The 25,544-nt window shown below is 62.5% G+C and carries 13 protein-coding genes; 3 read left to right on the plus strand and 10 right to left on the minus strand.

The window, feature by feature from the left end:
- Nucleotides 1-418: 418 nt before the first annotated feature.
- The 9 genes from CKW20_RS15885 to gspG form a co-directional block, all read right to left on the minus strand.
- Nucleotides 419-12,874, minus strand: coding sequence for a filamentous haemagglutinin family protein (locus CKW20_RS15885; protein ID WP_095053766.1), 12,456 nt, complete (start codon nt 12,872-12,874; stop codon nt 419-421).
- Between the two features lie 345 nt (nt 12,875-13,219).
- Nucleotides 13,220-14,398 (minus strand): substrate-binding domain-containing protein, encoded by a 1,179-nt coding sequence (locus tag CKW20_RS15890; protein WP_095053767.1) that lies wholly within the window; start codon nt 14,396-14,398, stop codon nt 13,220-13,222.
- Between the two features lie 455 nt (nt 14,399-14,853).
- Nucleotides 14,854-16,065, minus strand: a complete 1,212-nt coding sequence (gene gspF / locus CKW20_RS15895) for a type II secretion system inner membrane protein GspF (RefSeq protein ID WP_095053768.1) — start codon at nt 16,063-16,065, stop codon at nt 14,854-14,856.
- A complete protein-coding gene (gene gspE / locus CKW20_RS15900; protein ID WP_095053769.1) occupies nt 16,065-17,483 on the minus strand; it encodes a type II secretion system ATPase GspE in 1,419 nt (472 codons plus the stop codon). The genes gspF and gspE overlap by 1 nt, the downstream gene beginning before the upstream one ends.
- A gap of 142 nt (nt 17,484-17,625) precedes the next feature.
- Nucleotides 17,626-20,013, minus strand: a complete 2,388-nt coding sequence (gene gspD, locus CKW20_RS15905; RefSeq protein ID WP_095053770.1) for a type II secretion system secretin GspD — start codon at nt 20,011-20,013, stop codon at nt 17,626-17,628.
- Complete coding sequence (gene gspM, locus CKW20_RS15910; protein ID WP_095053771.1) at nt 20,010-20,567, minus strand: type II secretion system protein GspM; 558 nt, start codon at nt 20,565-20,567, stop codon at nt 20,010-20,012. Before gspM ends, gspD begins: the two co-directional genes overlap by 4 nt.
- Nucleotides 20,560-21,735, minus strand: a complete 1,176-nt coding sequence (gene gspL / locus CKW20_RS15915) for a type II secretion system protein GspL (RefSeq protein WP_095053772.1) — start codon at nt 21,733-21,735, stop codon at nt 20,560-20,562. Before gspL ends, gspM begins: the two co-directional genes overlap by 8 nt.
- Nucleotides 21,732-22,718 carry a type II secretion system minor pseudopilin GspK gene (gene gspK / locus CKW20_RS15920; protein WP_095053773.1) on the minus strand — a complete coding sequence of 329 codons (987 nt, stop codon included), beginning with the start codon at nt 22,716-22,718 and terminating at the stop codon, nt 21,732-21,734. Before gspK ends, gspL begins: the two co-directional genes overlap by 4 nt.
- An 8-nt stretch (nt 22,719-22,726) precedes the next feature.
- The gene (gene gspG / locus CKW20_RS15925; protein WP_095053774.1) at nt 22,727-23,185 is read right to left on the minus strand and encodes a type II secretion system major pseudopilin GspG; all 459 of its coding nucleotides are present in this window, start codon (nt 23,183-23,185) and stop codon (nt 22,727-22,729) included.
- Nucleotides 23,186-23,332: 147 nt separating this feature from the next.
- Here gspG and gspI point away from each other — a divergent pair, with 147 nt between their 5' ends.
- Nucleotides 23,333-23,716, plus strand: a complete 384-nt coding sequence (gene gspI / locus CKW20_RS15930) for a type II secretion system minor pseudopilin GspI (protein WP_095053890.1) — start codon at nt 23,333-23,335, stop codon at nt 23,714-23,716.
- Between the two features lie 153 nt (nt 23,717-23,869).
- Here the strand turns inward: gspI and CKW20_RS15935 are convergent, their stop codons facing one another.
- A complete protein-coding gene (locus CKW20_RS15935; RefSeq protein ID WP_095053775.1) occupies nt 23,870-24,301 on the minus strand; it encodes a type II secretion system protein N in 432 nt (143 codons plus the stop codon).
- 120 nt (nt 24,302-24,421) lie between these two features.
- On the opposite strand from CKW20_RS15935, the gene gspH reads away from it, so the two are divergent.
- Nucleotides 24,422-24,874 carry a type II secretion system minor pseudopilin GspH gene (gspH, locus tag CKW20_RS15940; protein ID WP_095053776.1) on the plus strand — a complete coding sequence of 151 codons (453 nt, stop codon included), beginning with the start codon at nt 24,422-24,424 and terminating at the stop codon, nt 24,872-24,874.
- A complete protein-coding gene (locus tag CKW20_RS15945) occupies nt 24,871-25,479 on the plus strand; it encodes a type II secretion system protein J (RefSeq protein WP_095053777.1) in 609 nt (202 codons plus the stop codon). Before gspH ends, CKW20_RS15945 begins: the two co-directional genes overlap by 4 nt.
- The last annotated feature ends 65 nt before the right edge of the window (nt 25,480-25,544 follow it).

The raw sequence follows: 25,544 nt of genomic DNA on the forward strand, positions 1-25,544 counted from the left end.
GTTCGCTGTTTTTCAGCGACAGGCAAACGATAGAGCCCGGACCCAAGGCGCACAAGCCGGCGGATTCTGGCGTAGTCGTAGGCAGCGGCGCAAGGATGTGTAGCCTGAGTGAGTATCTGGAAGTGTCGTTTAAACAGTGCTTGTTTAGCGGTCTGACACCGAGCCTTGTGGTGGATGAGCCGGCCTCTTCGCGAGCAAGCCCGCTCCCACATTTGATCTCAGGCGTACACAGATAGTGTGTTCACCGAAATCCCCTGTGGGAGCGGGCTTGCTCGCGAAAGCGGTCTGTCAGTCACTTACCTGTTGAATGTGCCACCGTCTTCGCGAGCAAACCCGCTCCCACAGTTGGACTGTGTACATCCACCAGATTTGTAAAAAAAAGGCGACCCGAAGGTCGCCCAAAATTACAACGAGAGTTCTATAGGGTAAGGCTGCCCCGCTCCTCCTCAGTCAACCGCTGTCGCGCCGATTCATCCAGAGCCCCGGCACCCAACACTTGCACCGGACTGTTCGGGTTGTACCCAGCCTCCGGCGCCCGGCTCGCGCCATCGCGAGTCGGCGCCAATTGTTCGGAACCGAAACTCAATACCTGCACGGTAAACACCGACGCCTGATTCTGCCGCGACGCGGCCTGCTGCTGACGCGCCACGTCCTCCGCAGCCTGGGTGGCCGATGACGCCGCGGAACTGGCCGAGGTGATCGCCCCGGTATTCACCGAAGCGGTCATCGGCACACCGGTCGACTTGCCCTGGGTCTGAATGTTCGCCGCGTTCACCACGGTCAATGCCGCGATGTTGACGTTGCCCGACACCCGAATCCCCGCCTCACCGGCATCGATGGTGCCCAGTGGGGCGATCAGGTCGATGTCTCCCGGTGCCACTTCGGGAATCGGATTTAGCGTGGCGATACCGGCTCCGGTACTCGGCACCGATGGCGACAGGGTCACGTTGCCCCAGGTGTCATACACGCGCTTGGGTGGCGTGTAGACCACGGTAGTCTTCGAACCGCGACCGGCGTTGATGTCGCCTTGCGCCGACCAGCCGAAGATCGAGCCGCCGAAGGTGGTCATGATCCGGCTCTGGCCGAGCAGAATGCTGTCCCTGGAATACAACTGAATATCCCCGGAACCCTGGGTGATCACCCCTGCCGTGGACGGTGGTGCCGCGCCCTCGATGCCGTAGACCTGCCGTCCGCCCGGTGTCAGCACCTGGATGTCGCCACCGAAATCGGTGTGGATACCGGCGCCACCGTACAGCGTCACGTCGCCGTCGTAGTTGATGGTGTTGCCGGCTACATCCTTTTCCGGGAACAACGCCGCGATCGCCTCGCGACCACGCAGGTAACTGCCTTCGCGAACGCCGCCCACTTCGTTGTATTCACGGCCACCGGCCTTCAACTCAGCGAAGTAGATCTTGCGGGCAAACACCCGTTGTTGCTCGGCGGGCAATGCTGCGAACCAGGCAGCGACCTGATCGTCATTACCGATGAGACCGAAGCGCTCGGTCAGCCACTGGGCCAGTTCGGCACTGTAGTTCTTGAGCGCGCCCTGCCCCAGATACCGGCTCAGCAAGCCTTGGTAGTTCGGCCCCTGGGCACCGGCACCGACCACCAGCGCAATCGATGCACCCCCATCATTGACCGTGGAGCGCGCATCGACATTGCCGATGCTGTTGAAACCACCTTCCTGATAAACATTGCCCACGCCCGAGCCGGCACCATACAAGTTGCGGCCGGCGGACACCTCCAGCAAACCGGGGCCGGCGACGTTGAACGTACTCAGGCGAATGTCACGCCCGGCGGAGACGAGGGAAATATCATCGGCCCGGCTGTGGACGATCAGGTTGCCGGTGGATCTCCCATCCGCATTACCACTAATCTCCGCAGGCACGCCGGTCGTGGTAGTCAAAGGGACGCCGGAATTGACGATATCCCGACCGGCCATCACCCGCAGCGGGCCACTGCCCTCATAGCGCACTTCGTTGCCCGAATCCGGGTAGCGCAGGATCTCCCCCGTGCGCAAACCGACGATGTCGCCGTTGATGGCGTAGAAACGCACCGGTTGACGCTCCGGCCAGTCCATGTTGGTGAAGATGTTGGCGCCAAAGGTGAACAGCGGGAAGCTGTTGAAATCGCGTTTGTAAACATCTGCACTGAAGTTGCTATAGCTGTTACCCCCGAACGAATTTATCCCTACGAATACCGGATTGAACGGCGTGGGAATCCGCGCCGGATCCGCGCCGGATTGCGTCACCGCATAACCGCCGGCATAGATCGAATCGCCGGCAATCAGTTGCAGTTCGGCATTAGCCGAGGGTGCGGTCATCAGCGAGTAAGTCGATGAGTCTTGGCTACGACCAGTTGCCGAAGCGCCGTAATACAGACTGCCATTGGCCGCCACCGCCCGCAGAATCGACGGATAGAACATGCGTCCGCCCGTGCGGGGGGTGTTCTGGCTCGGGTTGGCCTCAGTCTTCAAGAACGGCGTCAGGTTGCCGCCGGCACTGAACAGATCGATCGCGGTGTTCGGCGTCCACAACGAGAAGCCGCTGTAACCGCCCCCGTTTTGGTGAGTACCCGATGCATCGGTGTATCCCGTAGAGTTCTTCATCTCCAGACGCCCAGGGTCACCCACGCCATCGAGCACCAGGTCGCCGCGGCTGTTGAGTTGCACGCCGGTATCACCGGCCACCACGGTCATACCACCTTGTGCAGAGGCCAGGGTCGAGGTATAGGCGTCATAGGCCCGGGATTCTTTCGGGTCCTGGAACGGGCTGTAGCTACCGTAGCGCAGGTCCAGCGCACCCACGGCGCCGGCCTGCAATTGCAGCGCACCGCGCAGGTTGACCAGAGTGCCCTTGAGATCGGCGGTTGAACCGTTGGCGGCGGCCAGGGCCGGCGCCGACGGGTTAAGCCGACCACCGATATGCACCTGCATGTCGCCACCGCCGGTCAAGACCAGGCTGCCATCACTGGCCACCCGACCTGTGCCGCCCACGGCCAGGGTGATGCCCTGGCTACGCTGGATAATCGAATGATTTGTCGAACCGGTATAGGCCAATAGACCCGCGTCACCGGCGGCATTGACATCAAGATTACCGCCGCCCAGCGTACCGATACCGGTAAAGCCCACCAGCGCCGGGTCACCGCTGGGTTGTGCGACAAAGGTGCCGTAGTTGATCCACCAGGCCGTCGGAATATCCGAACCGTTGCCCATGCCCTGGCGCCACAACCAGTTACCCACTGCCGCGGACCCAAACTGGGGGCGGGTACCCGCTTCGTCATTCTTGCGCCCGAGCGTATCGCCCTGCAATTGTCCGCCGGCGCTCAACCTCAGGTTACCGCCCTGCTCCGGATACCAGGCCTTGTAGTTCGCACCCAGGGTCAGGAATTCATAAGCACTGGCATCGGCACCCAATACGCCATTGGCGCCGTGACCACGGGCTTGTTGATAAGGATCACTGCCACCGCTAGCGAGCGAAGCCGACTGAGTGCCTGCCGTGTACACGCCGAACAGCGATTGCATGCTGAAATCGCCGGCGCTGAGCAGGTCGAGGTCGCCGGTACCAGTGCGCAGTACGCTGAACAGTTGGGTTTGCGGGGTCACTTTGGTGGTTGGTCCCGGCGCTGGTTCTTCAGGTACAACGACCGCGACACAGGAGTCAGGAAAAACCTCGCACCAGAACAGTTCCTCCGGCAAGATCGGGGTGCCCTCGGGGTACTGCAGATAGTTGTCCGGCGCCCAGACCAGCACCGTCTTGGGTGGAGCCGGCAGACAAGAACCGGGGAAGACTTCACACCAGAAAAGCTCCTCCGGCAGGATCGGGGTGCCCTCGGGGTATCCCAGATAGTTGTCCGCCCCCCAGACCAGTCCGGTGCCTGGCGTGACACCGCCAATCAGTTCACGCTTGGCCATGTAATGCCCGTCCGCGAGACGCAGATTCCCTTCGCGGCCATCCACCCGCGTAAGGCGAGTATCCGCCGCCTGAGTATCGGCCCCGGCCACCATTCGCATCGACCAGGACAACGAACCGTCCGGCAGCATGGTCGCCACCGCCCAGTTGCTGCCCTGTTGGCCGTTTTCCTTGGCGCGCAGTTCGATCAGGCTCGTGCCGTCGGCCAGTTTGACGTCGGTCTCCGCCGGGATCAGACCACCGACGGGCAGGACGTTCACCCCCGACTGCACCAGACCGGTATCCGGCAAAGCCACGCCTTTGGGCCAGACGCCGGGCTCCACCGCCACCGCCACGTTGAAGCGGCTGCCAGCGTCCAGACGTGTTTTAGGCGGCAAGGTCACTGCCTCCTTCAGAATCGTCCCGGCGGCGTACAGCACGTTGCCATTGCTATCGCGCACGGCAGCGCCGAGCAAAGTGCCGGCCGCCAGATTGAGCTCCGTACCCAGTTCCAGTGCGTTGGGCAATAAAGTGCCCGCACTAATGGTCATGGCCTGGAACGGCAGGTCATAGTTGAGCACGCTGCCGGCCGGGTACTGGGTACCGTCGGCCAGTTCTACTCCACTGCGAGGCACCACCAGATCAGCGCCGAACGGCTGCTTGCCGGGGATCAACAGCCAGCCGTTGCCGTCAGAGCGATCGGCGGCAACCGCCGGGGCGGGCGGCATGAAACCGTCGGTGACACTGCCGAAAACATCCAGGTTGCCACCGGCGCGAATCACCAGGCTACCCGGTTCGCCGGAACCGTAGACGCCGGTTTGCTGGCTGTGGGGATTAAGGCTGGCGTAGCGATAACCGGACAGGTCGATATCACCGGAAATCACCATGTTGCCATCAGGCGTAGCGCTGACAATTTGCACGCCGGGTCGCAGATGGAACGCGTCGGCGTAAGTGGCGTTGTTCAGCCCGGCGAGTTTGCCGTTGAGCAATGTCGAGTTGTTCCGCGTCGCGTTGATGAACTTCGTGCTGTCGTCGTGCTTTTTTTTGAGATAGCCCTGATTGATCTCCTGAAACGGCTTGCCATCGGCCCCCACGCCAGTACCGGGCGGCGCATCGCTGTAGCGTTGCACTGCGTTGAGCACAATCGAACGCGCCCCCTGAATGGTCAATGGACCTCGGGCGTCGACGTCGATGTCACCCGCGATCGCCCCACCCAGGCGTCGAGCGTTGAGTTCGAGGGTGCCGCGCATCCGACCGTCATTTTGACCCGGCCCGGTACCGGACGCGGCATCCGTGCCGTGACGCAGGTCGATCCGCGCGCCGCTGGCCAATACCAGTGGGCCATCCTGAGCCGACAGCTCGACCGATGCACGGTTCGGCGAGTCGATGATCTTGCCGTAACTGTCGACCCGAAGTTGCGTGCCGTGGGCATCCAGCACAGCGCTGCTGGCCAGGGTCAGCCCGGTCTTGCCCGCCAGACGAATGCTGCCCACCTGACGACCACTGGCATCGACGGTGCCAGCTACCGTCAGGCTGCCATTGTCCACCGACACGTTGATTTCGTTGGCCTTCAATTCATCGCCAATCACCAAGTCACCGCGCTTGAGCTGGAAGCTGCGCGAGCCGAACACCTGGTCGCGGTTCAGGCGCTGGTTGAGCGCGGCGAAATCACCGACGCTTTGCGCACGAATGTCCACCCCTCCCGCCGCGTATGGCACCAATGTGCCGCCAGCGTTGTAGTCACCGCTGGCGCTGCCGAGGATTTGCCCTTGCAAGTCCACCAGACCTGCCGCCGCATTCACCGCGTAGGCACTCAACTGCCCGGCGTTGTTGTTGCGTGCACTCAAGTCGATGATCGACCCGGCAGCCTGGCGAATATTGCCGACCTCGCTCTTGAGGATCAGGTCGCCGCCCCAGCTGTACTTGACGACATCGTTGAACATCAGCTTGCGACCGGCCAGATCCAGCTGAGCGGCATCACCCAGGGTCAGGCCGCCGCTGCTGGCCAGGGTCAGCTTGCCGCTCGGCAATTGGAAGGTGCTGTCGACGTACAGATTCTGGCCTTCAAGGGCCAGTTCCGCCCCCAGCGCCGACGCATCGACGGCCCCAGCGCCAAGTCCGGCAATCCCCGACACGGTGATCGCCCCGCCGGCCTTGATTCGGTTGATCGAACCGGCTTCACCGGTCCACAGCGGCGTGTTGACCTGCAGGTTGCCGCCGCTGTAGGTAAAGCCGCTGCCGACGACGTATTTGCCTTGTGCCTGATACACACTCAAGCCGCCAGTATGGTTGGCGGTGATGCGCTGGGTCGCGGTGAGATTGACCTGATTGAAACCCAGGGCCAGACGTTGGCGGTCGTTGTTGTTGGCCTGGCTGCTCGGGCCGTAACCGAACTCCAGGGTATCGACCAGAATGTCCAGCAGGCCGCTGCCGGTGCCCGCGCCATTGGCAATTGGTGCTGCCGGCGAGGTGGTGGTGCCGTTCCACACCAGGGTGCCGGTGTGAATCGTCGCCCGGTCACTCGCCGCGCCATAGCCGTAGATGGCCGGGGTACCGAGCACCAGGCGCTGCAAGCGCGACTGGCCGTTCTGGTCGAAAGTGTTGAGCTCTACGCTATCGTAGAAGTTCACCGAATCCCGGGCGTTGAGCACCAGACTTTCCAGGGCTGGCGCGCCTTTGCTGGCATCACCACGCAACAGCCGGTCGAGCACTTGCTGGTTGAGCGTCAGACCTTGGGGCAAGGCATTGCGCAGCTGCGCGGCGGCCAGCGCCTGGGCCGAACCGATATTGACCCCGCCCACCGCCAGAATCAGGTTACGGGTGCCGAAGCGTACCGAGTCATCCAGGCTGAAGGTATTGTCGGTGGCCACGGTGATCGAGCCCTCCGAGTACAACTCCGTGGTGCCGGTGCAGGCCAGAGAAGTGCACAGGCCGATCCTGACCGGACTCGGACCGTCAAAGTCAAGGGGGCCGGTAGAGGTCGGAGGCAACACATCCAGCCAGCCGTTGGAAACCGCCAGAAGAGCATATTGGCCTGGATCATAAATAAAGCCGCTACGTGAGTCGTAAGGTGCTTTGCCTTGCCCCAGCGTATTGATACTCGCGCCTTGTTCGATAACGATGCCATCGACGTTTTTTGTTCCCGTCGTCAGGAATACTTCCCCGGCCCTGAGCGTCGCGCCCTGACGCAGGTAAATATTTTGCAACCTGGCGTTGAAGCTCACCAGATTGCCGCCTTGACCATATTGCACGCCCGGCAATGCACCAATGGCCAGTCGCGGCGCCTTGAGGGCATTCAGTTCACTGGCGTAGATCGACGACCCATCGAACCCCTGTGTAGCTGCCTGCCCTACCGCCAACACTTCAAGATTACTGTTGTTGATAACTCCAACGGCGCCGCCTAGCCCGTCCTTGCCTGGTGTGAAATCGGCTTGCCCCTTGAAACTGAAGGTTTGCGATGGATCAGCACTCGCACCTTCGACGAAACCAAGCAGCAAGGTCTTGCCGTCAGCCTCGATCATCGGCCGTGGCACCCCCTTGAGCGCGGCATCAGCCTTGGCGAACGCAGCGTAACCGGTTTCGTTGTACTGCGAGTAACGACGCAGCACATCCCCCGAGGTGACGATCAACTGGCTGGACAACGGATCGGCAATCCCGGTATTGGCAATCGACAAACGCCCCGAGGTGGCCCACGAACCGTTGCGCATGGCCAGGCTCTTGCTCAGGGCGCCGGCACTGGCCAGGCCATTGAGCTCGACACGGAATGCGCCGGGCAGCAACGCATAGCTGGCAGGCATCAAGGTGTAGGTGCCGGCCGGCAACCCCGGCACTCCGGCATCGAGGGTAATGCGCTGGCCGATCACCGGATCCTCCACCCCGCTTTCGCCCGCCAGAGGTGCGTAAGCCGAGGCATTACCCGGCACGATGGCGTACACCGGGTTGGTCGACAGCCCCGGCAAGGTAAAGCGCCCATCCACACCGTTTTGCACCAGCGGGTTGTAACGGGCGTCCGTGGAACCGCCGCGCCCGGAGATAAACCCGGCCCCGGTCAACTCGCCACCACCGGACAGGTCCAGTACCGCGTCCGGTTGCACCTCGATACGCGGGCTTTTCAGTGAAATACCCATCGTCAGGATGCTGTAGTTTGCACTGCCACCCACGCCGGTCAACTCGACGGTTTTGCCGTTGTACTGATAGGTCAAGCCATCGATCGTGCCGCCGTAAGGCATCAGCAAGTCCTCGCCACTGACCGAGGTCAGGCTGCCGGGCAGGAACGACAGGTTTTGCAGTACGTCTTGGTCAATGCCAAAGGTCAGCAGGCCGAACGGCGCTCGAACGACCCCGCCTTGCTGGATGATGCCGCCATCGAAGGTCAACTGACCGAACGCCGAATAGGGTACGGTCGGCACCGTGTCGGTGGTGCGCCCAATGGTCAGGGTCGACTCGGTGGTGGTCTGGACTCTCGCGTTGGCCCCGGTGACCGGGTAAAGCTGTGCCGCCAAGAGGTCAAGATCGGCGTTGCTTCGCAGCAGTGTCACGCCACCGGCGTTGAGCGCCGTCGCACCGAGAAAGCGCAGATCCCCTTCACTGCGTAAGGTGGCTTGCGCGAACCCCCGGCGATCTACCAGAACGTCGGGCCCCTGATTTTGCTCCAGCGAACCGTGGGCGCCGAAGGTGACCTCATCGCGCACCTCCATCAGATCGGCGCTTAACTGCAATTGCGCCTGGCTGTCCTGGGTGGACAAGCCACCTTTCACCGTCGGACGGGTGGCGACATCCGTCCCTCTGGCCGTTGCACCGGCCAGACGCAAGTAAGGCGCGTGCAACGACACACGGCTGTTACTGGCGGCGTTTTCCGCCAGCGCCAGTGAGCCGGCGTACAGGCTCAGGCTTTGTTTGAGGCTCAGGTTCACATCACCGTCAAACGACAGGATGCCGTTGCTCAACAGCGACAGGTTGTCGAAACCGCCCGTGATAATACGCTGCACATCCAGTTGTCCCTGCCCATAGGCCAGCGGCGCCGATGGATCGGCCGCAGCGCTTGGCCCTTGCGACAGGATCAACTCCCGTGGGGCAAGCACCGAGTTATCAATCGTGCCATCGAGGTACAACCCGCTTTCCAGCGCCACCGACAAGCTGCCGCCCGCCGCACCCGCGCCACCCGAGGCCGCGCTGAACTGGCCATGGATAATCAGACCATTGTTGGAACTCAAGGCAATCTTGCCGCCAGCACCGGCAATCGACCGCGCGCCCTCGTCACGGATATCCAGTTGCGCCTGGGCACCATTGGCCAGCAGTCGCGAGCCCTGCTCCAGCACTACGAACAGATCCGGCGCCTTGGCTGTGCCTTGGTCGGTGTTGATTTCGCTGCCGATGACAATGCTGCCGCCCGCCCCCACGCGGCCATAACGCCGCCCCTGGAAATCGATCGCCGTCACCGCCCGTGCCGATACATCAATCAACCCGCTACTGCCGACACGGATCGAGCGTTGATGCGCCGCTTCGTCCAGCCCTGCATCAATGATGACCGGGTTGATCTGGCTAAGGTTCACCAATCCGCCCCAGGCATTGAGCTGACCGTTGACGGTCAACTGGCCGATACTGGCGAGGTTCAACGCCTGCCCCGGATCGACGCTCAGCACCGCGCCGTCCTCGATCGTCAGGCTGACGTTCGATCGGTCGGCCAATGGCGACAGCAAAGTACCGGCGTTCAGGCTCAGGTTCGCGCCGCCGCGCTGGGTCAGCACGCCTTTGATCGGATCTTCCTGGTATTGCTCGGGCGTCCAGACCTCCAGCAATTGCCCGGTCGACAGGCTGCCATTGCCCTGCACGTCCGGGCGCAGCCGATACACCGGGCGGGTGACATCAACCTGCGTACCTGCCAACACGGTCAGGCCCTGGTTGCCGGCGATGCGGTACTGGCCAAAACCCTTGGTGAAAAAATCAGCCGCCAACACCAGCATGCTGTCATCCACCGTGGCCAGCGGTCGACCGATTTGCACCTTGCCGGCCTGAACATCCAGGGTGCCGGCACCGTCGACGCCGTAACCCAACAGCTCGGCGCCAATCAACAACTGGCCGCTGGAACCGGCGCTGTTGGCGTTCGCCGCCAGGGTGATATCGCCACCGCGACCGCCGAGCAATTTGTTGTTGCTGAGCAAGGTCGCGCCAGACGACACGTCAATCAGACTACCCTGCTGCAACAGCAAGTCATCGCTGCTGCGAAGCGACACCGTGCCACCGGCGCGATACGCCACGCCGTCGCTGTCCACTTCACTCAACGATTGATTGCGCCACAGGCCACTGGCATCCAGATGGATCCCCTTGGTTATCACCACTGCTGCACGGCTGCCCGTCGGCGCACTCAACAGCGTGTCTTCGATCTTGCTCAGATTCAGCTGATTGAGCACGTTGCCCACCCGAATGCTACCGCTGCGGGCGGTCAGGTCGGCATTCACGTCAATGCGTGGGCCATACAGGGTGATGTCGCCACCGGGGGTCACTTGCAGGGCGCCATCGACCACGATCCGGTCCTTGGCCGCCACTTTGATCGCACCCAATTCGAAGTCGTTGAGCAGGCGGCTGTTCAGCGACAGACTGCCTTCACGGTCGGCGGTTACGGCATCGTTCAGGTCGATGGACTCGCTATCCGGACCTTGTTCGTCGCTCAGTGTGACTTTGTCCAGCACCGCGCCCAATTGATAGTTCAAGGTGCCGGCACTTTGCAGGTAACGTGGCACGTAGCTGCCGATGGCCAATATCGCGTTACGGGCGGCGCTGTTCTGGGATTGCTGGTAACCATCGAGCCCGGCCGCGGGCGCCTGGGTTTGTCGGTCGCCCTGGAAGGTCTTGCCCACCAACTCGCCTTCGAGCACCGAGTTATTCGTTGCGACCACCAGTTGCCCGGCATCACGCCCCACGCTGTAGCCATTTTCGTATCGCTGACGCGGAGCAATCAGCGGGTTGTAGAAATAGTCGGTCTGACCCCAGCGTTCACTGTGGTCTTCATAGCCTTTATAGACGCCGGTGTAGAGCAGATCACCGGGCGCCCTGGACACTTCATACAACCGGCCATTGGCGCCCTTGAGCCAGCTCTGCTGGACATATCCGCCTTGCACATCGAGGGTGCCGCCGGACAGATTGATCTGCGAACCTTGTTGGGTTACCAGATCATTGCCGGCAAAGGTCAGGCTGCCACCCTGGGCCATCCATTCGCCGATGCTGTGATTGCGGGTGCCAAGGTAGCCACCGACTTCCAGCAAGCCGCCGGCGGTGTACCAACGGTCCGTGGCATAGCCGTTGACCCCGGCGGCCACATGCACCAGCTCACGCACGTCGACCCAGACGTCAGTGCTATTAAGCGCACCGCCCTCGCGGTTGCCCGAGGCATCACGCTGTTCGTTGCCCTGGATGTTGACCTTGATGCTGTTGGATTTCATCGCCACTTTCACGCCGACGGCGCCGGACACGTCGATGATCGCCCCATCGCGCACCAGGCTGCGCTTGCCGGCGCTGACCGCAACCTGGCCGCCGGTGGCCAGGGTGATCGAACCGCTCTGGAAATCCACTGTGCCGCCGCTGACGACTTCTACTCGCGACTGGTCGGTGCGATCACTGACTTTGCTGAGGTTGTCGAAACGCCCTGTGGCGTTGTTCGGCAATACACCGTTGAGGTTGTTGATTGCCGCCTGACGCTGGCTGTCCAGCGCCAAAGCGCCTTGCTCCAGCAAGATGGTGCTGACGCTGCCCTGACCCAACGTCACGCTGCCGGTGGCATCGCTGGCGGCGTTGAGTAAATGGATGGTGCCGCGGGTATCCACCGAGGTGCTGGCGACCAGCACACCGTTTTGCTGGACCTGATGCCCCGTGAGCGTGATGTCGCCGGTCGCCGCCTGAATGATCCCGCTGTTGACCACCGTACCGGCCTGGCTACCGGCTTTGAAGGTGCTGGCCACTTCGTTGCCGCGCGTGGTCGATTGCTGGTTACCTTCGGTGCCGGCGCCACGGCGGATGTAAAAACTGTCGCCCGCCGCCAGGGTGGTCTGACCCTCAGGAGTGACAAGGGTGCCGTCGTTGCGCACTTCGCTGCCGAGCAACAAGGCATAGCCACCGGACTGTGTGGATGAACCGGCCGGCAGGGTTTGCAGCACGGCACCGCGCTGCACTTCGACCTTGCCGAACGCATCGCTGAAGGTCGGCTGGGTGCCGTCCTGGTCGACGTACAAGCCGTTTTTGCTGAACTGGTCATCGCTGATGGTGGCGGCCGCCGCCACCAGGTTGCGCACGTTGACCTGGCTGCTGCCGCTGAACACGATGCCGTTGCGGTTGACCACCATCACCGTGCCTGGCGCGTTGATCTGACCGGCAATCACACTGGCACGGGCGTTCGGATCGTTGACCCGGTTGAGGACCGCCCAGCTCGCCTGCTGGCCGAACTCGACCGTTGTATCGCGCCCGACGTTGAAGGTTTCCCAATTGAGGATCGCCTTGTCGGCGGTCTGCTCGATGTGCACCGTGGTCTTGCCACCGGAGTGGCTTGGTAGCGGCTTATTGGCATTGGTCCAGCCACGGGTCAGCGGATTCTCATCGATCTTCAGGCCGCCATCGCCCATTCCGTTGGGCACGCTCTGCGGCTGCCCCAAGGCAAACTGGCGTCCGGCGGCTTGCGCCGCCTGTTGCGCAGCAATCGCCGCCACGGTGTTGTTGAGGTTATTCAGCGAACGCTGCAGCTGCTGATTGACCCGCTGCTGCTGGGCCAATGGCGGCGGCGAACCCGGCACCGCACTACCCGGGCGCGCAGCCCCACTGTTCAGGGCCGCGCCCTTGGCGGCGAACCAACTGGAACTGAACGCCGTGGCCGCCTCGGCACTGCCGGCGATCATCAGCAACGCAATGGCCTGGGCCAGCGGTTTCAAGCGCAACAGCGGATGCTCCATCGAGCGCACAGTGACATTCAGATCAGGCGTGGTTTTACCGCGAGGCATCACTACTCTTCCTTTTGCAATTCCAGGAACGGGCTGCGGCAACGGCTGGCGTTGCTGATATGGGATAAGGCAGTTGTCGCGGGCCGGGACCGAACGCTTGTCACGCAAAGTTCATATAGCTGGGGTAAGGCCTAGCCCTACAAACTTAGAAGCACCCTGTGACGAGAGGGTTTGCACTGATGCCAGTCACTCAAGAGCGAACACCATCCCTCGCCACAAGTTGTTGCTCACCGCGCCTTTCCTTGGCGAACTGCACGCACAAAAAAATCGGCAGCGCCCTACAGGCCGCTGCCGATCGTTATTACCTTCGCCGGTACTCGCGCGAAGTGATTTCAAACGCTTGCCTTACGGACGACCTTTACCGTTGCAGACGCTGACGTTAGCGATGGCGGTGCCTTCGCCGTAGGCGTCATCCAGGAAGACTTTCTTGATTTCGCCGGCCAGGTTGGTCGGCGTCGCGGCGGTGCCTGGCACTACAGCGAAGGCGTGTGCGCTGATGGTGGAGTTTTTGGTGCCGGTGTAGAGGCTGGTCAGGAAATTGCGAACAGCCGTTGCGTCGGCGGCCGTGGTGTAGCACTGGCCGACCAGGAAGTTGGTGTAACCCACGATTGGGTACTGATTGGCACCGGTCGGTACAGCGGTGCCGCCGGTGCCGAAGGTCGGAACCCATTTCAGCGGATTTGCCCGATCAGCCGGTGTCGCTGGCACAGGGGCAGTACCCAGAGCGGAAGTGGTGTTGGGCAGGGTTGGCAGCGGTGCAGTGCCCGCAGCCACGGTGTTTTTGCTGACACGAGCCACTACGGTGTTGCTGATAGGCGCAGGGATGAAGTCAGGGCTGACGTAACCGATGGCGCCATTGACCGCGTTGACAGCCGTCAGAACGTCACCGCTACCCGCCACTGCTTGCCAGGTGCCAGGTTCGGTGCCGATGTTGGCGGTGGTGAAGGTGCTGCTGACGGAGAACTTGGTTGGGCAGGAATCGTTGAGGAAGCGTGCGAACAGCTCAGTGGTGCCGCTGCTGCCGGAACGATAGATGATCTTGATCGGCGTGGCGTCAGTAGTACCGAGCAATTGACCCCAGGTAGTCTTGGTGCCGGAGAACGCATCGCACAACTGCGCAGCGGTCAGCTGCAGATTGGTGGTGCCCGATTTTTTGTACGGGATGGTGACTGACGTACCGACCGACGGGATCTGGATCAGTTTGCCGTAGGTTGCACCAAAGGCTGTGTTGTAGTTGGTGAGTTCGGTAGAACTGAGCACCGAATCGCTACCGGCGAAATCCACCGGAGTACCGGCAGGTTGACCGATCGAAGCTGGAGCGTTGGTCAGGAACGCAGTCTTGCCAGCACCGCTACCGACACCGGTGTAGCTGAAGTCAGTCGGCAGCAAGCGTGGCAGTGGCGAAGCACCGTTGTAGAGTCTTTCCGGCAGCGTTGCACCGCCACCCACAACAGCAGCCATGGACTGGGCCGAGGCCAGTGCGGCAACAGCCAACGAGGCTGCGATCATAGTGCGCTTAAACATGAAGAAGCTCCTTTCGTCGTGTTCGTACGTTGAGTGATTTTCTCGTGCATGACGCCATGGCGCTCGCTCCAGTGCCTTGATCCGGACGGCTTGTTGGCTGAGGCCATGGGGTAGAAATTCGCAGCTTCCAGTGACAGATAAAGGAAAAAACCTCGGGAGGTACGGGGCGATTTTTTAGCGAATTCTCGGGTGTTTGGAGGCGCCACGACGGGCGTCTGGCGCGCGTGTTTGCAAGGATTGGCCGAAGATCGGCCGGACGGCTTGATTTGTGGTTGCACATGACAGAACCGAGAACCCGAGGTTAGTGGGGTTGGGGCTCGGGTGAGGCGTGGATCAGTGGAAAATAATTCAAGTAATTGGTGTCAGGGAGTCAGTCTTCGCGAGCAAGCCCGCTCCCACATTTGATCTTCGGTGAGACACAGACCCAGTGCGGGAGCGGGCTTGCTTTTGTGCCTTTATTGCACCAACTGATTGATCTCGATAATCGGCAACAGCACCGCCATGACGATCACCAGCACCACGCCGCCCATGACCACGATCATCAACGGTTCAAGCAACGCGGTCATGCCCATGGCCCGGCGCTCGATGTCGCGGGACAGGGTTTGCGCGGCGCGTTCGAGCATCGGCGGCAAAGAGCCGGTTTTCTCGCCACTGGCGATCAAGTGGATCAGCACCGGCGGAAAGACTTTCTCGACCCGCAGCGCCGCGGCCAGGTTAACACCCTCGCGGACCTTGGCCGTGGCGTCGCTGACGCTCAGGCTCAGGCGGTCGTTGGACAAGGTCTGGCGTGCGGCCTCCAGCGCCCGCAACAACGGCACTCCAGCGCCGCCGAGAATTGCCAGGGTCGAGGCAAAACGCGCGGTGTTCAGCCCCAGCACGAATCGCCCGAACAAAGGTAAACGCAGGATCCGGCTGTGCCAGCTCAAACGCGCCGCCGGGTTGCGCAAGTACAGGCGCCAGCCCCAGAAACCGCCCGCCATCAGACTGAAACACAACCAGCCCCAACCGCGAATGAAATCACTGGCATTGAGCATTGCCAGGGTCAGCCCCGGCAGGTCCTGACGCGCTTGGGAAAACGCGCTGACCACCTGCGGCACCACATAGCTGAGCAGGAAAATCACGATGGCAATCGACACCAGTCCCACCACACCGGGGTAAATAAACGCAGTGAGAATCTTGCCCCGCAGGTTGTTGCGCTCTTCGATGTAATCGGCCAGCTGCTCCATGACCTGGGCCAGGTCACCGGACTCCTCACCCGCCGCGACCAGCGCCCGATAGATCTCCGGAAAATCCCGTGGTCGCGCCGCCAGCGCTTCGGCCAGGCGCATGCCGCCACGAACATCGGAGCGCACCGCGCTCAAGGTCTGGGCGATGTGCTTGCGTTCGGCTTGCTCCACCGTCGCGCTCAATGCAGCTTCCAATGGCAGGCTTGCCCCCAGCAGACTCGCCAGTTGCCGAGTGGCCCAGGCCAGGTCGTTGTCCGAGAGTTTGGCGCTGAACAATCCGCTGCCACCGCCCGCCGGCGTGTTGCTCTCGATCTGCACCAACAACGCCGTCAGGCCACGGCTGCGCAATACGCCGAACGCCGCGCTCTGGCTGTCGGCTTCCAGATGGCCGGCCTCGATCTTGCCGTTGGCGTCGGCAGCTTCAAAACGGTAGCGGTTCATCAGGCGTCCCGTGTCACGCGAAGGATTTCTTCCGGCGCCGTGGCACCGCTGCGAACCCAGCGCTCGCCGTCTTCACGCATGCTGAACATCCCGGCTTCGCGGGCCGCGGCTCTCAAGGCCTGCTCGCCGGCGCCCTGATGGATCAGCGTGCGAATGTCATCGTCGATGCAGAACAGTTCGTGAATGCCAGTGCGACCGCTGTAGCCGGTGTGGTTGCACGCGGCACAGCCGAGCGGTCGCCAGGTGCCGGGGGCGGCCGGGTCTTCCTGTTTGCAGTGCTGACACAGCCGTCGCACCAGGCGTTGCGCGAGCACCCCGAGCATCGATGACGCCAGCAGAAACGGTTCGACGCCCATGTCGATCAAGCGGTTAACCGCCGATACCGCGTCGTTGGTGTGCAGCGTCGCCAGCACCAAGTGCCCGGTGAGCGAAGCCTGCACGGCGATTTGTGCGGTTTCGAGGTCGCGGATCTCGCCGATCATGATGATGTCCGGGTCTTGCCGCAGGATCGCCCGCAGTGCCAGGGCGAAGGTCATGTCGATTTTGGCGTTGACCTGAATCTGGCTGATGCCCGGCAAGTCGTACTCCACCGGGTCCTCAACGGTGAGGATGTTGCTGGTGCTGGCGTCCAGCCGAGCCAACGCGGCGTAGAGGCTGGTGGTTTTGCCACTGCCGGTGGGGCCGGTGACCAGCACGATGCCGTGGGGTTGGCGGATCAGGTTGTCGAGTTTGGCCAGCACTTGCGGGTCCATGCCCAAGGTTTCCAGTTGCAGGCGCCCGGCCTGTTTGTCGAGCAAACGCATTACCACCCGTTCGCCGTGGCCGGTGGGCACCGTAGACACGCGAATGTCGATCGGCCGCCCGGCCACGCGCAAGGCGATGCGGCCATCCTGGGGCAGGCGTTTTTCAGCGATGTCGAGTTGCGCCATGATCTTGATCCGCGACACCAAAGCGCCGTGCAATGCCTTGCGCGGCGACACCACATCCCGCAGCGTGCCGTCGACCCGATAGCGCACCACCGAATGGCTTTCATAGGGCTCGATGTGAATGTCGCTGGCCTCGTCCCGCGCCGCTTGCGTGAGCAAGGCGTTGATCATGCGGATTACCGGCGCGCCGTCCTGGGTGTCCAGCAGGTCGGTGATTTCCGGAATGTCCTGCATCAGGCGATCGAGATCGACTTCGTTTTCCGCCGCGCCGACCACCGCTGCTGCGCTGCCGGTGTCGGCATAGGCACTGGCGAGCAAGCCGTCGAGTTCCTCATCGCGTACCCGCTCCAGCCGCGCCGGGCCGAACTGGCGCCGCACTTCGCTGATCGACCAGCCCGGCGTCGACGGGCACACCGTCAACACCGCGCCCTCCTCGCCAGTGCGCAGCAGGATGCGTTGGGCCTTGGCCCAGGCGTAGGGCAAAGCGCTCATGGTAACCCCCTGATCTGCAACACACCGAAGATCCCCTGTGGGAGCGGGCTTGCTCGCGAAGGCGTTAGCACATTCGGCATTATGGTGACTGACATACCGCTTTCGCGAGCAAGCCCGCTCCCACAGGGGGATGGTGTGTTGGTCACTGGCGCATACTCCCTTCAATTGGCACTGCGCGAATGGTCGCTCGTGGCTGCGCATTCGATACCGGCACACCCTGAGCCGCAGTCGGCAGTTGCGGTGCCTGCATGTCCGGCATCGCCCAGCTGTGTTCCGGTTGCATCCCACCTTGGGCGCGGCGCATGAAGTCGTAGCGGTTAAGGGTAATCGCGCGCCCGGCACCGCTGTCGCGAATGATGTACGGGCGCAGGAACACCATCAGGTTGGTCTTGGTGATCGCCCGGCGCTCATTGCGAAACAGCGCACCGATCCCGGGAATGGTCGACAGCCACGGCACCGCATCGTTGCTTTGGCTGTAGCCGTCCTGCAACAAGCCACCGAGCACCATGATCTGCCCGTCATCGAGCAGGATGCTGGTGTCGATCGCACGTTTATTGGTGACGATCCCGGCGGCGGTCGCACTGTTGGACGCGCGCTCATCGACGCTGCTGACTTCCTGGTAGATGTCGAGTTTGACCGTGCCGCCTTCGGAAATCTGTGGCCGCACATTGAGCTTCAAGCCGACCTCTTCACGGGTCACGGTCTGGAACGGGTTGTTGCTGGTGCCGCCACCGCCGGTGACGTAACTGCCGCTGACAAAAGGAATGGTCTGGCCGACAAAAATACTCGCCGCTTCGTTGTCGAGGGTCAGCAGGTTAGGTGTCGACAGCACGTTGGTGCCGCCCTTGCTCTTCAAGGCACGGGCGAGGACTTTCAGGTCGAGGATCTTGCCGATGCCGGGGATGTCCACCGTTCCATTGACGTAGCCGAGGTTGAGGCCCTGAGGTAATACGTCGATGCTGGTATTGGCGTTGGTATTGATTCCCGAGCCGCCGAGGTTGGCGCCGCCGATCACGCCGTTGCCGCCCAGATTGCCGGTCTGCCATTGCACGCCGAATTCAGTCGCATCGTCCTCGCCGACTTCGACGATCAGGCTTTCGATGACCACTTGCGCGCGGCGCTGATCGAGCATGTCGATCACTTCGCGCAGGTTGCGGTACACCGGCTCCGGCGCGGAAATCAGCAAGGTGTTGGTGGTGCCATCGGCCTGAATAGTCACGCCGCCCGCACTGAAGGCGACGTTCTGTTCGCTCTGCTGACCGCTGCCTGTCTGGCCGCTTGAGCCGCTGGTGCCCTGCCCGTAACTGGTGCCGCCCGTAGTGCTGCCGCCCGATGTAGAGGTTTGCGTGCCGCTGCTGCTCTGGCTGCCGCTCTGCCCGTTCTGGCCACCGCCGGTGTTGCTGCCCATCGCGCTGAGTACCGAACGCGCGCCGTCGCTGCTGCCACTGTCGCTTTCCCCGGTCAGCAAACCGCGCAGGGCCTGGGCCAGTTTGCCGGCCTGGGCGTTGCGCAAGTACACCACGTGCAGGTTGCTCGGGTTGCTCTGGGCGTTGTCGAGTTTGTAGATCAGGTTGCGTGCCAGCTCGGTGCGCTCCGGGCTGCCGGCACGGATGATGATCGAGTTGGAACGCGGGTCGCCGATCACCGAAATCTTCTGCGTCGGGTCGTTGCCCGGCGCCTCCAGCAAGTCCGAGACCATGCCGGCAATGTCCGCGGCAATACCGTTCTGCACTTGCACCACGTCAGTGTCGATGGCGCTTGGGCTGTCGATGCCCTGAATGATCTGCGCCACCCGCGACAGGTTCTCGGCGTAATCGGTGACGACGATGGTGTTGTTGCCGGGGTAGGCGTTGATCGGGTTGTTCGGCGACACGATCGGGCGCAGCACCGGGATCAGGTTCACCGCGTTTTCGTATTGCAGGCGAAAAGTGCGGGTCAGCATGCCGTTGCCGGCCGGTTTGTCGGCACTGTAAATCGGCCCGCCGAGCAACTTGGCGTCGGCCTCCGGCACCACTTGGGAAACCCCGCCGACATCGACCACGCTGAAACCCTGCATGCGCAGCGTCGCCAGCAGCATGTCGTAGGCTTGATGCGCCGGCACCTGCCCTTCGGAGACCAGCGTCAGGTTGCCTTTGACCCGTGGATCGACCAGAAACTGGCGACCGGTGGACCGCGACAATGCCCGCACCACCGCCGGGATATCGACGTCGACAAAGTTCAGCGTCACCGGTTGGTTGCCCAACGGATTGCTCGCTGGCGCGCTACCAGCGGGCACTGTATTGCTTCGACCAGGGCTGCTGATTTTATGTTGCGCTCCCGGCGACTGCTTCAACTGCGCCTGGTTTTTTTGACGATCCGCCAACGCATCGCCGGTACGGTTGGTATCGGCCAACGGGCGTCCCAACTCGCTGTCCACCAGCAACGGCGGCTGTTGCGTCATGGTGGTGTTGCTGCACGCGCTCAGGGCTAGCAATAAAAACGGCGCGGCCATGCGGCACTGACGCGCATACAGAGAACCTGACCACTTCATGAAGCTTCCTTAGCGCCGAGCGCCTGATCCATGCGAATGGTTCCGGACAGAGTGCCTGCCGTGTCATTGGGTTGAGGTTCGCCGGCGCGCTGCAAGCGAACCTCGACTACCTCAAGGGAAAATTGCCGGGGATTGACCAGCAGCCAGCCGACCACGGCGTCTGCCGGGGCCTCGTCGAACGTCAAGCGCCAGGCTTGGGGGGTTGCGGTGTCCGGCGACTGTAATTGGTAATGCCCGGCCAGGCCGCTGGCTTCGAGACTCTGGCGCAGGGATTGTTCGAGGCTCTGCGCGGTGGGCGGCCGCGCCACCTCACGCAGCAAGACTTCCAGTGCTTCCGCTTGGGAGCGCAGCTTCGGCGTTTCGGCCTGCCAGTAATCGATCTTTTTCAGCGGCGGTTGAATCAGCAACAGCCAGGTCAACAAGCCAGCCAGCACCAACGCCGTGCCCGCGACCATGCGTTTCTCGCGCAGGGCCAGGCCTTGCCAGAACTCCTGAGCGCGGGCGTTGAAGTGCTGCCAGCGCGCACGGTAAATCTCTAGGGAAGAGTTACTCATCGTTGGCTCCGCTGGCGCTGTCCGTGTCGCTGGCCGCAGGCTCGGAGGCCGGGCGTAAGGTCCAGCCATCATCGGTGGCGTCGACGGCAATGCCGGCCTGGGTCAGCGCGGTTTGCCACTGCTTGTCGCTGCCGGTTTTGCGCGCATCGCTCAGCAAGCTCAGCTGCAACTCGCCGTTTTCAAACACCAGCCGTTGCACGCTGCCGGCGATGAAGGGCATGCCGCTGCCGGTCTGCAGCACCAGGCTGGCGAAACGCTGGGTCGGGTCGGTCGCGGCGCCGCTCTGGCGGGCGGCCAATTGCTGACGGGTCTGTTGCAGCGGATTGAGGATCACCGGCAACTCAGGGAAGGCCTGCTTCACCCGCTGGTTCATGTGCGTCTTGAGTCGCTGGCCCTGCGTCGCTTCACGGGCAGCGTACAGATTCAGCCCCAAGGTCCAGACCGCCACGGCTATCGTGCAAAAGGCCGCCGCCCGCCCCCAGCCTGGTTGGCCGGCACTGCGTTGTTGAATTCCGCCGTGCAAGCCCCATCCGGGCAAGGCACCGGTCCAGCGTCGTTCGGCGGGTAAGTGTCTGATCGTCGCCTCCGGCAGCGCTTCGCCGATCCATTGCACGCTGGCGCCGTTCTCCAGCAACAGATCACTCAACGCCTCCTCCACCGCCGGGTGTACGACCGCGTGCTGAAGGCTGTGACGCACCAACAGATGCCCGTCCCGAACACAGGCCACCGGGCCATCCGCGACAGGCAAGCAATACGCACCCGAGTACACACCGCGCAGGGTCAATCGCGCCATCCGAAGTAGCTGGCCGAACTGGCTCAGCCATTCCCGGGACAACCATGCGATGTGCACGCGCCCCTGCTCGTCTCGTGGGCTATGGGCGATGTGCATCTGCTCGCTGGCCCCGAGGATCAGCGCCTGCGCCGCGCACTGCACCGCTGCTGTGGTTTTGCTGGTCGGTAAAATCGGCAGGTCGATGCTCGCCAACAAGCTGTCCTGAGGGTGCAGAAAAAATGCAATCGCCGGGGGTTTCCCGCTCTGGCCCAATTGCAGCAAGGTACTTTGGCCTTCGCGGGTCACCTGCCCCTGACGGTCCAGCCAGGCGAATTCCAGCGGGCTGTCGAGGGTCAGATCAGCCAGTGGCGGCAAGGCAATGCGCAACTGATTCATACGCCCACCCGTGACCAGATCACCTCGGGCAAGCGGTCTTCACTACGGTGCAGCAAGGCATCGAGGCTGACCCGGCGCTGATCGCTACGCGCCTTGCCACGCAAGCGAAACCAGTCGCTGGTGATCCCGACTTTGATGGTCGCCAGCTCAAGGTTTGGCATGCGCAGACGGTTGACGAAATCCCCGCGATTGATGAACCACTGGCCGCCGTCACGCTCGACGAGCAACGCCTGGGCGCGCTCGATCGACAGCCCCGGCACGTAGGCGGCCAGCACCGGTGCGCTGGCGGTGTTGCCGTTGAGCCAGGTATTGGCCGGAAGAATGGTCAGATAAGGCGTGATCTTCGCCAGCAGCGCGTCATTCACGCCCTCGACACTGCGCAAATCGTCGAGGCTGCGCAGCATCGGGCGCGTGGGCAATTGAGGTTTGCGCACGGCATTCGGCGAGGTATCGCGGCCGCTGTCAAAGCCGCTCTTCGGCGGTGCTTTGTCCGCCAACTCAGGGTTCAACAGGCGTGGGTAAGAGGCGATCACCCGCTGACTGATGCGTTGGCTCAGGGCCCCATTGACCCCGATCAACTGGCACAGACGCTGGAAGTTCACCAGTTGTTCCTCGTCGATTCGTTCATTGGCGACCAGGTTGCGCAGGTTGAACTTGCCCTGTTCGTCTTCCAGCCGACCTTCGAAAGGCAAATCATGACCGTCATAACGCGCCATCACCAAGGGCTGCGCCCATGGCTGATCGAGACGCGTCAACGGGTCACGCCGGCGCGCATCCCACAGCAGCTGTCGGCTGATCTCGATGCCGCCGTGCAGCACCCAGGCGCCCTGCACTCGCAACTGCTCGGCCTCAAGACTTCGGGTAAACACCGTTTGCCGGGTGAGCATGCCGCCGGCAATCACCGCCACCACCGCGGCGATCAGCAAGGCACTGATGATCGCCATGCCGCGTTGCTTCGCCACTGCCAGCGAATAGGCTTTCATGACCGCGCTTACAACTGCCAGGAGCCGATATCGGCACTCACGCCCTCGCCGTCCGGCTGGCCGTCGGCACCGAGGGAGAAGATATCGACTTCGCCGTTGGTGCCCGGATTCAAATAGTTGTAGGGACGGCCCCACGGGTCATTCGGCAGGCGCTCCAGATACGAGCGCCAGTTGCTGTTTTTGGCGTCCGCCGGGCGTTCGACCAGCACTTTCAAGCCCTGGGTCATGTTCGGATAGGTGCCGTGGTCCAGGCGATACAGCTTCAAGGCTTGCATCAAGCCGCCAATGTCCTGTTTGGCGGCCGTGGCCCGCGCCTGATCCGGCCGGTCCAGCACCTTGGGCACCACCATCGCCGCCAGAATCCCGAGAATCACTACCACCACCATGATCTCGATCAAGGTGAAACCTTGCTGCCCCCGAGGCAGGCGGGACTGCTGATTCAGCAACTTGAAGCGCGCGATATCCATCTCGACATTCCCTGGCTTGATTCGATTCGACGCGCAGTGTTGCAAGAAGATATGTCAGTGATGTTGAAATTCCTCGGGAGCTTTGGTCGTCAAGCCGTCAAGCCCGGACGTTACCGTCAAGTGCTGTCAAGACTGCCCGAGCGCCTGATGCGACGCCCTTCCCGAGAAGCCGGTTTTACCTTGATTGAAGTGCTGGTGGCGCTGGCGATCATCGCCGTCGCAATGTCTGCCGCAGTGCGAGTGGCCGGGTTGATGACCCAGAGCAATGGCCTGCTGCGCGACAAGTCCATCGCACTGCTGGCGGCCCAGAGTCGCTTGGCCGAGCTACGCCTTGAGGGCCGTTTGCCGTTGGGGGCGAAAGCGATCGAATGCGATCAGGGGCGGTTGCTGTTGCGCTGCGAACAGACGATTGGCAATGCGCAGAACGGTCGCTTGGTGCGGGTCGATCTGCAAGTGTTCGACCGTAGCCGCGAAGCACCGCCATTGGCTCGACTCGACACCTTGCTCAGTCGGCCGATGACGCAAAAATGAGGGCGCCAAGGTTGATGCCAGTCAGTGACGGTGCGGAACCTGTGGGAGCGGGCTTGCTCGCGAAGACGGCGGCACAGTCAACATTGATGTCGCCGGACACACCGCTTTCGCGAGCAAGCCCGCTCCCACATGGGATTGCGCCAGGCATCAGGGCTAGGGTTGAGTCAATACGGGCAGCGAAGGTGAATCCGGCAGTTTGTCGAGCACCAACCGGGTTTGTTCCGTACCGCGCTCGATCACCACAGCATCGCCTTCGATAGCCACGACTTTCACCCCGTGGCTCACGCGCTCACCCACCAGAAAGCTGCGTGGCGGGCCATCGTTGAGGCTGAGGATGGCCACGGCGCCACGGCTGCCGGCCAGCACGCCGCCGACCTTGATATCGACCGGCGCAGGTTGGTTGGAAAACCATTGCAGGGCCGGGTTACTGGAGCGCTCGGCAATCAATTGCGGCGCCGCCTCCGGGGTTCGGGATTCAGCGGAAGTGAGTAGCAGCGATGACCAAGTTATGACACCGGCCAGAGTCGCCAGCAAGGCAACAGCCTGCACGCACTGTGCCGGGGAAAACCGATCGGTGAACGACATGGGCTGAATCTCCTTTTAGTCCCTGCCCTGAGCCTACCGCTTAATTCTCACGTTTTTATTTCACACACCCATCATCTTTGCCGTGCAGGATAAAAACCGACGCAAAGGAGCGCGCAGTTGATGAATGGGTTCAAACAACAGGGCTTTACCCTGATCGAGTTGATGGTGGTGTTGGTGATCATCGGCATCGCCAGCGCGGCGATCAGCCTGAGCATCAAACCGGACCCGTTGCATTTGCTGCGCAAGGACGCCGAGCGTGTCGCGCAACTGCTCCAGGTGGCGCAAGCCGAAGCCCGGGCCGACGGCCGGCCGATCACCTGGCTGGCCGACGCCAAGGGCTTTCGCTTCAGTCGCCGCAATGACCAGGACAAAGGCTTCGATCACTTCAACAACGACCCACAACTGCGCCCCCGCCCCTGGCAGACGCCGGGGCTGGAGGTGCGCGTGGAGCCCAGGCAAAAAGTCGTGCTGAATGCAGAGTGGATCAACGCGCCCTTGCAGTTGAAGCTGTCGGACGGGCTCAACAGCATCAGCGTGCAACGCAACGCCGCCGGTCAGGTGAGCGTCCAATGAAGGCCCAACAAGGTTTTACCCTGATCGAAGTGATGGTGGCGATCATGCTGATGGCTGTGGTCAGCCTGATTGCCTGGCGCGGTCTGGACAGCGTTACCCGCGCCGACGCACATTTGCAGGCCAGCACCGAACAGACCGAAGCCCTGCTGCGGGCGCTGAACCAGTTGGAGCGCGACGTCGCGATGCGCGCCAGCATCGAGCTGTCCGAGCCGGCCAAACCCGGGGTTGAAAACGAACCGCCCAGCGCCCCGCCTGCGCTGACCGTGCGCAGCACCAATGGCAAAGGCTTTCGTCTGGACGTGATCCGCGTCGCGCCCAACCAGAATGGCGAGTTGCAGCGCGTGCGCTGGTGGCTCAAGGGCGGCACGCTCTATCGGGCTCAGGCGCCGTCGCGCAGTCACTATCCGCTGCCGGCCCCCACCGGTGGAGTGGCCGTGCTCAATGACGTCAGCGAAGCCGCGTTGCGGGTGTGGGAGGTGGACAAGGGCTGGAGGAAACTGAGCGGTAACCGGCGGGAGAATCCGCTGGGGATCGAGATCCGCCTGACGCGGCAAACGCCTCAGGGGGTTGAGCAATATCGGCAGGTGTTGGGGCCGTTGGAGTGAGTCAGGGAAACCGCGTTATCGTTCTTCGCGAGCAAGCCCGCTCCCACATTGACCGTATGAACACT

The sequence above is a fragment of the Pseudomonas sp. Irchel s3b2 genome (assembly GCF_900187445.1).
Taxonomy (GTDB): Bacteria; Pseudomonadota; Gammaproteobacteria; order Pseudomonadales; family Pseudomonadaceae; genus Aquipseudomonas.

Excerpts from the sequence above, each read along its gene's own strand:
- CKW20_RS15885 (WP_095053766.1), bottom strand. The coding sequence starts at position 12,874 with ATGCCTCGCGGTAAAACCACGCCTGATCTGAATGTCACTGTGCGCTCG.
- gspM (WP_095053771.1), bottom strand. The coding sequence starts at position 20,567 with ATGAGTAACTCTTCCCTAGAGATTTACCGTGCGCGCTGGCAGCACTTC.
- gspI (WP_095053890.1), top strand. The coding sequence starts at position 23,333 with ATGCGACGCCCTTCCCGAGAAGCCGGTTTTACCTTGATTGAAGTGCTG.
- gspD (WP_095053770.1), bottom strand. The coding sequence starts at position 20,013 with ATGAAGTGGTCAGGTTCTCTGTATGCGCGTCAGTGCCGCATGGCCGCG.
- gspK (WP_095053773.1), bottom strand. The coding sequence starts at position 22,718 with ATGAAAGCCTATTCGCTGGCAGTGGCGAAGCAACGCGGCATGGCGATC.
- CKW20_RS15935 (WP_095053775.1), bottom strand. The coding sequence starts at position 24,301 with ATGTCGTTCACCGATCGGTTTTCCCCGGCACAGTGCGTGCAGGCTGTT.
- CKW20_RS15945 (WP_095053777.1), top strand. The coding sequence starts at position 24,871 with ATGAAGGCCCAACAAGGTTTTACCCTGATCGAAGTGATGGTGGCGATC.
- CKW20_RS15890 (WP_095053767.1), bottom strand. The coding sequence starts at position 14,398 with ATGTTTAAGCGCACTATGATCGCAGCCTCGTTGGCTGTTGCCGCACTG.
- gspE (WP_095053769.1), bottom strand. The coding sequence starts at position 17,483 with ATGAGCGCTTTGCCCTACGCCTGGGCCAAGGCCCAACGCATCCTGCTG.
- gspL (WP_095053772.1), bottom strand. The coding sequence starts at position 21,735 with ATGAATCAGTTGCGCATTGCCTTGCCGCCACTGGCTGATCTGACCCTC.
- gspH (WP_095053776.1), top strand. The coding sequence starts at position 24,422 with ATGAATGGGTTCAAACAACAGGGCTTTACCCTGATCGAGTTGATGGTG.
- gspF (WP_095053768.1), bottom strand. The coding sequence starts at position 16,065 with ATGAACCGCTACCGTTTTGAAGCTGCCGACGCCAACGGCAAGATCGAG.
- gspG (WP_095053774.1), bottom strand. The coding sequence starts at position 23,185 with ATGGATATCGCGCGCTTCAAGTTGCTGAATCAGCAGTCCCGCCTGCCT.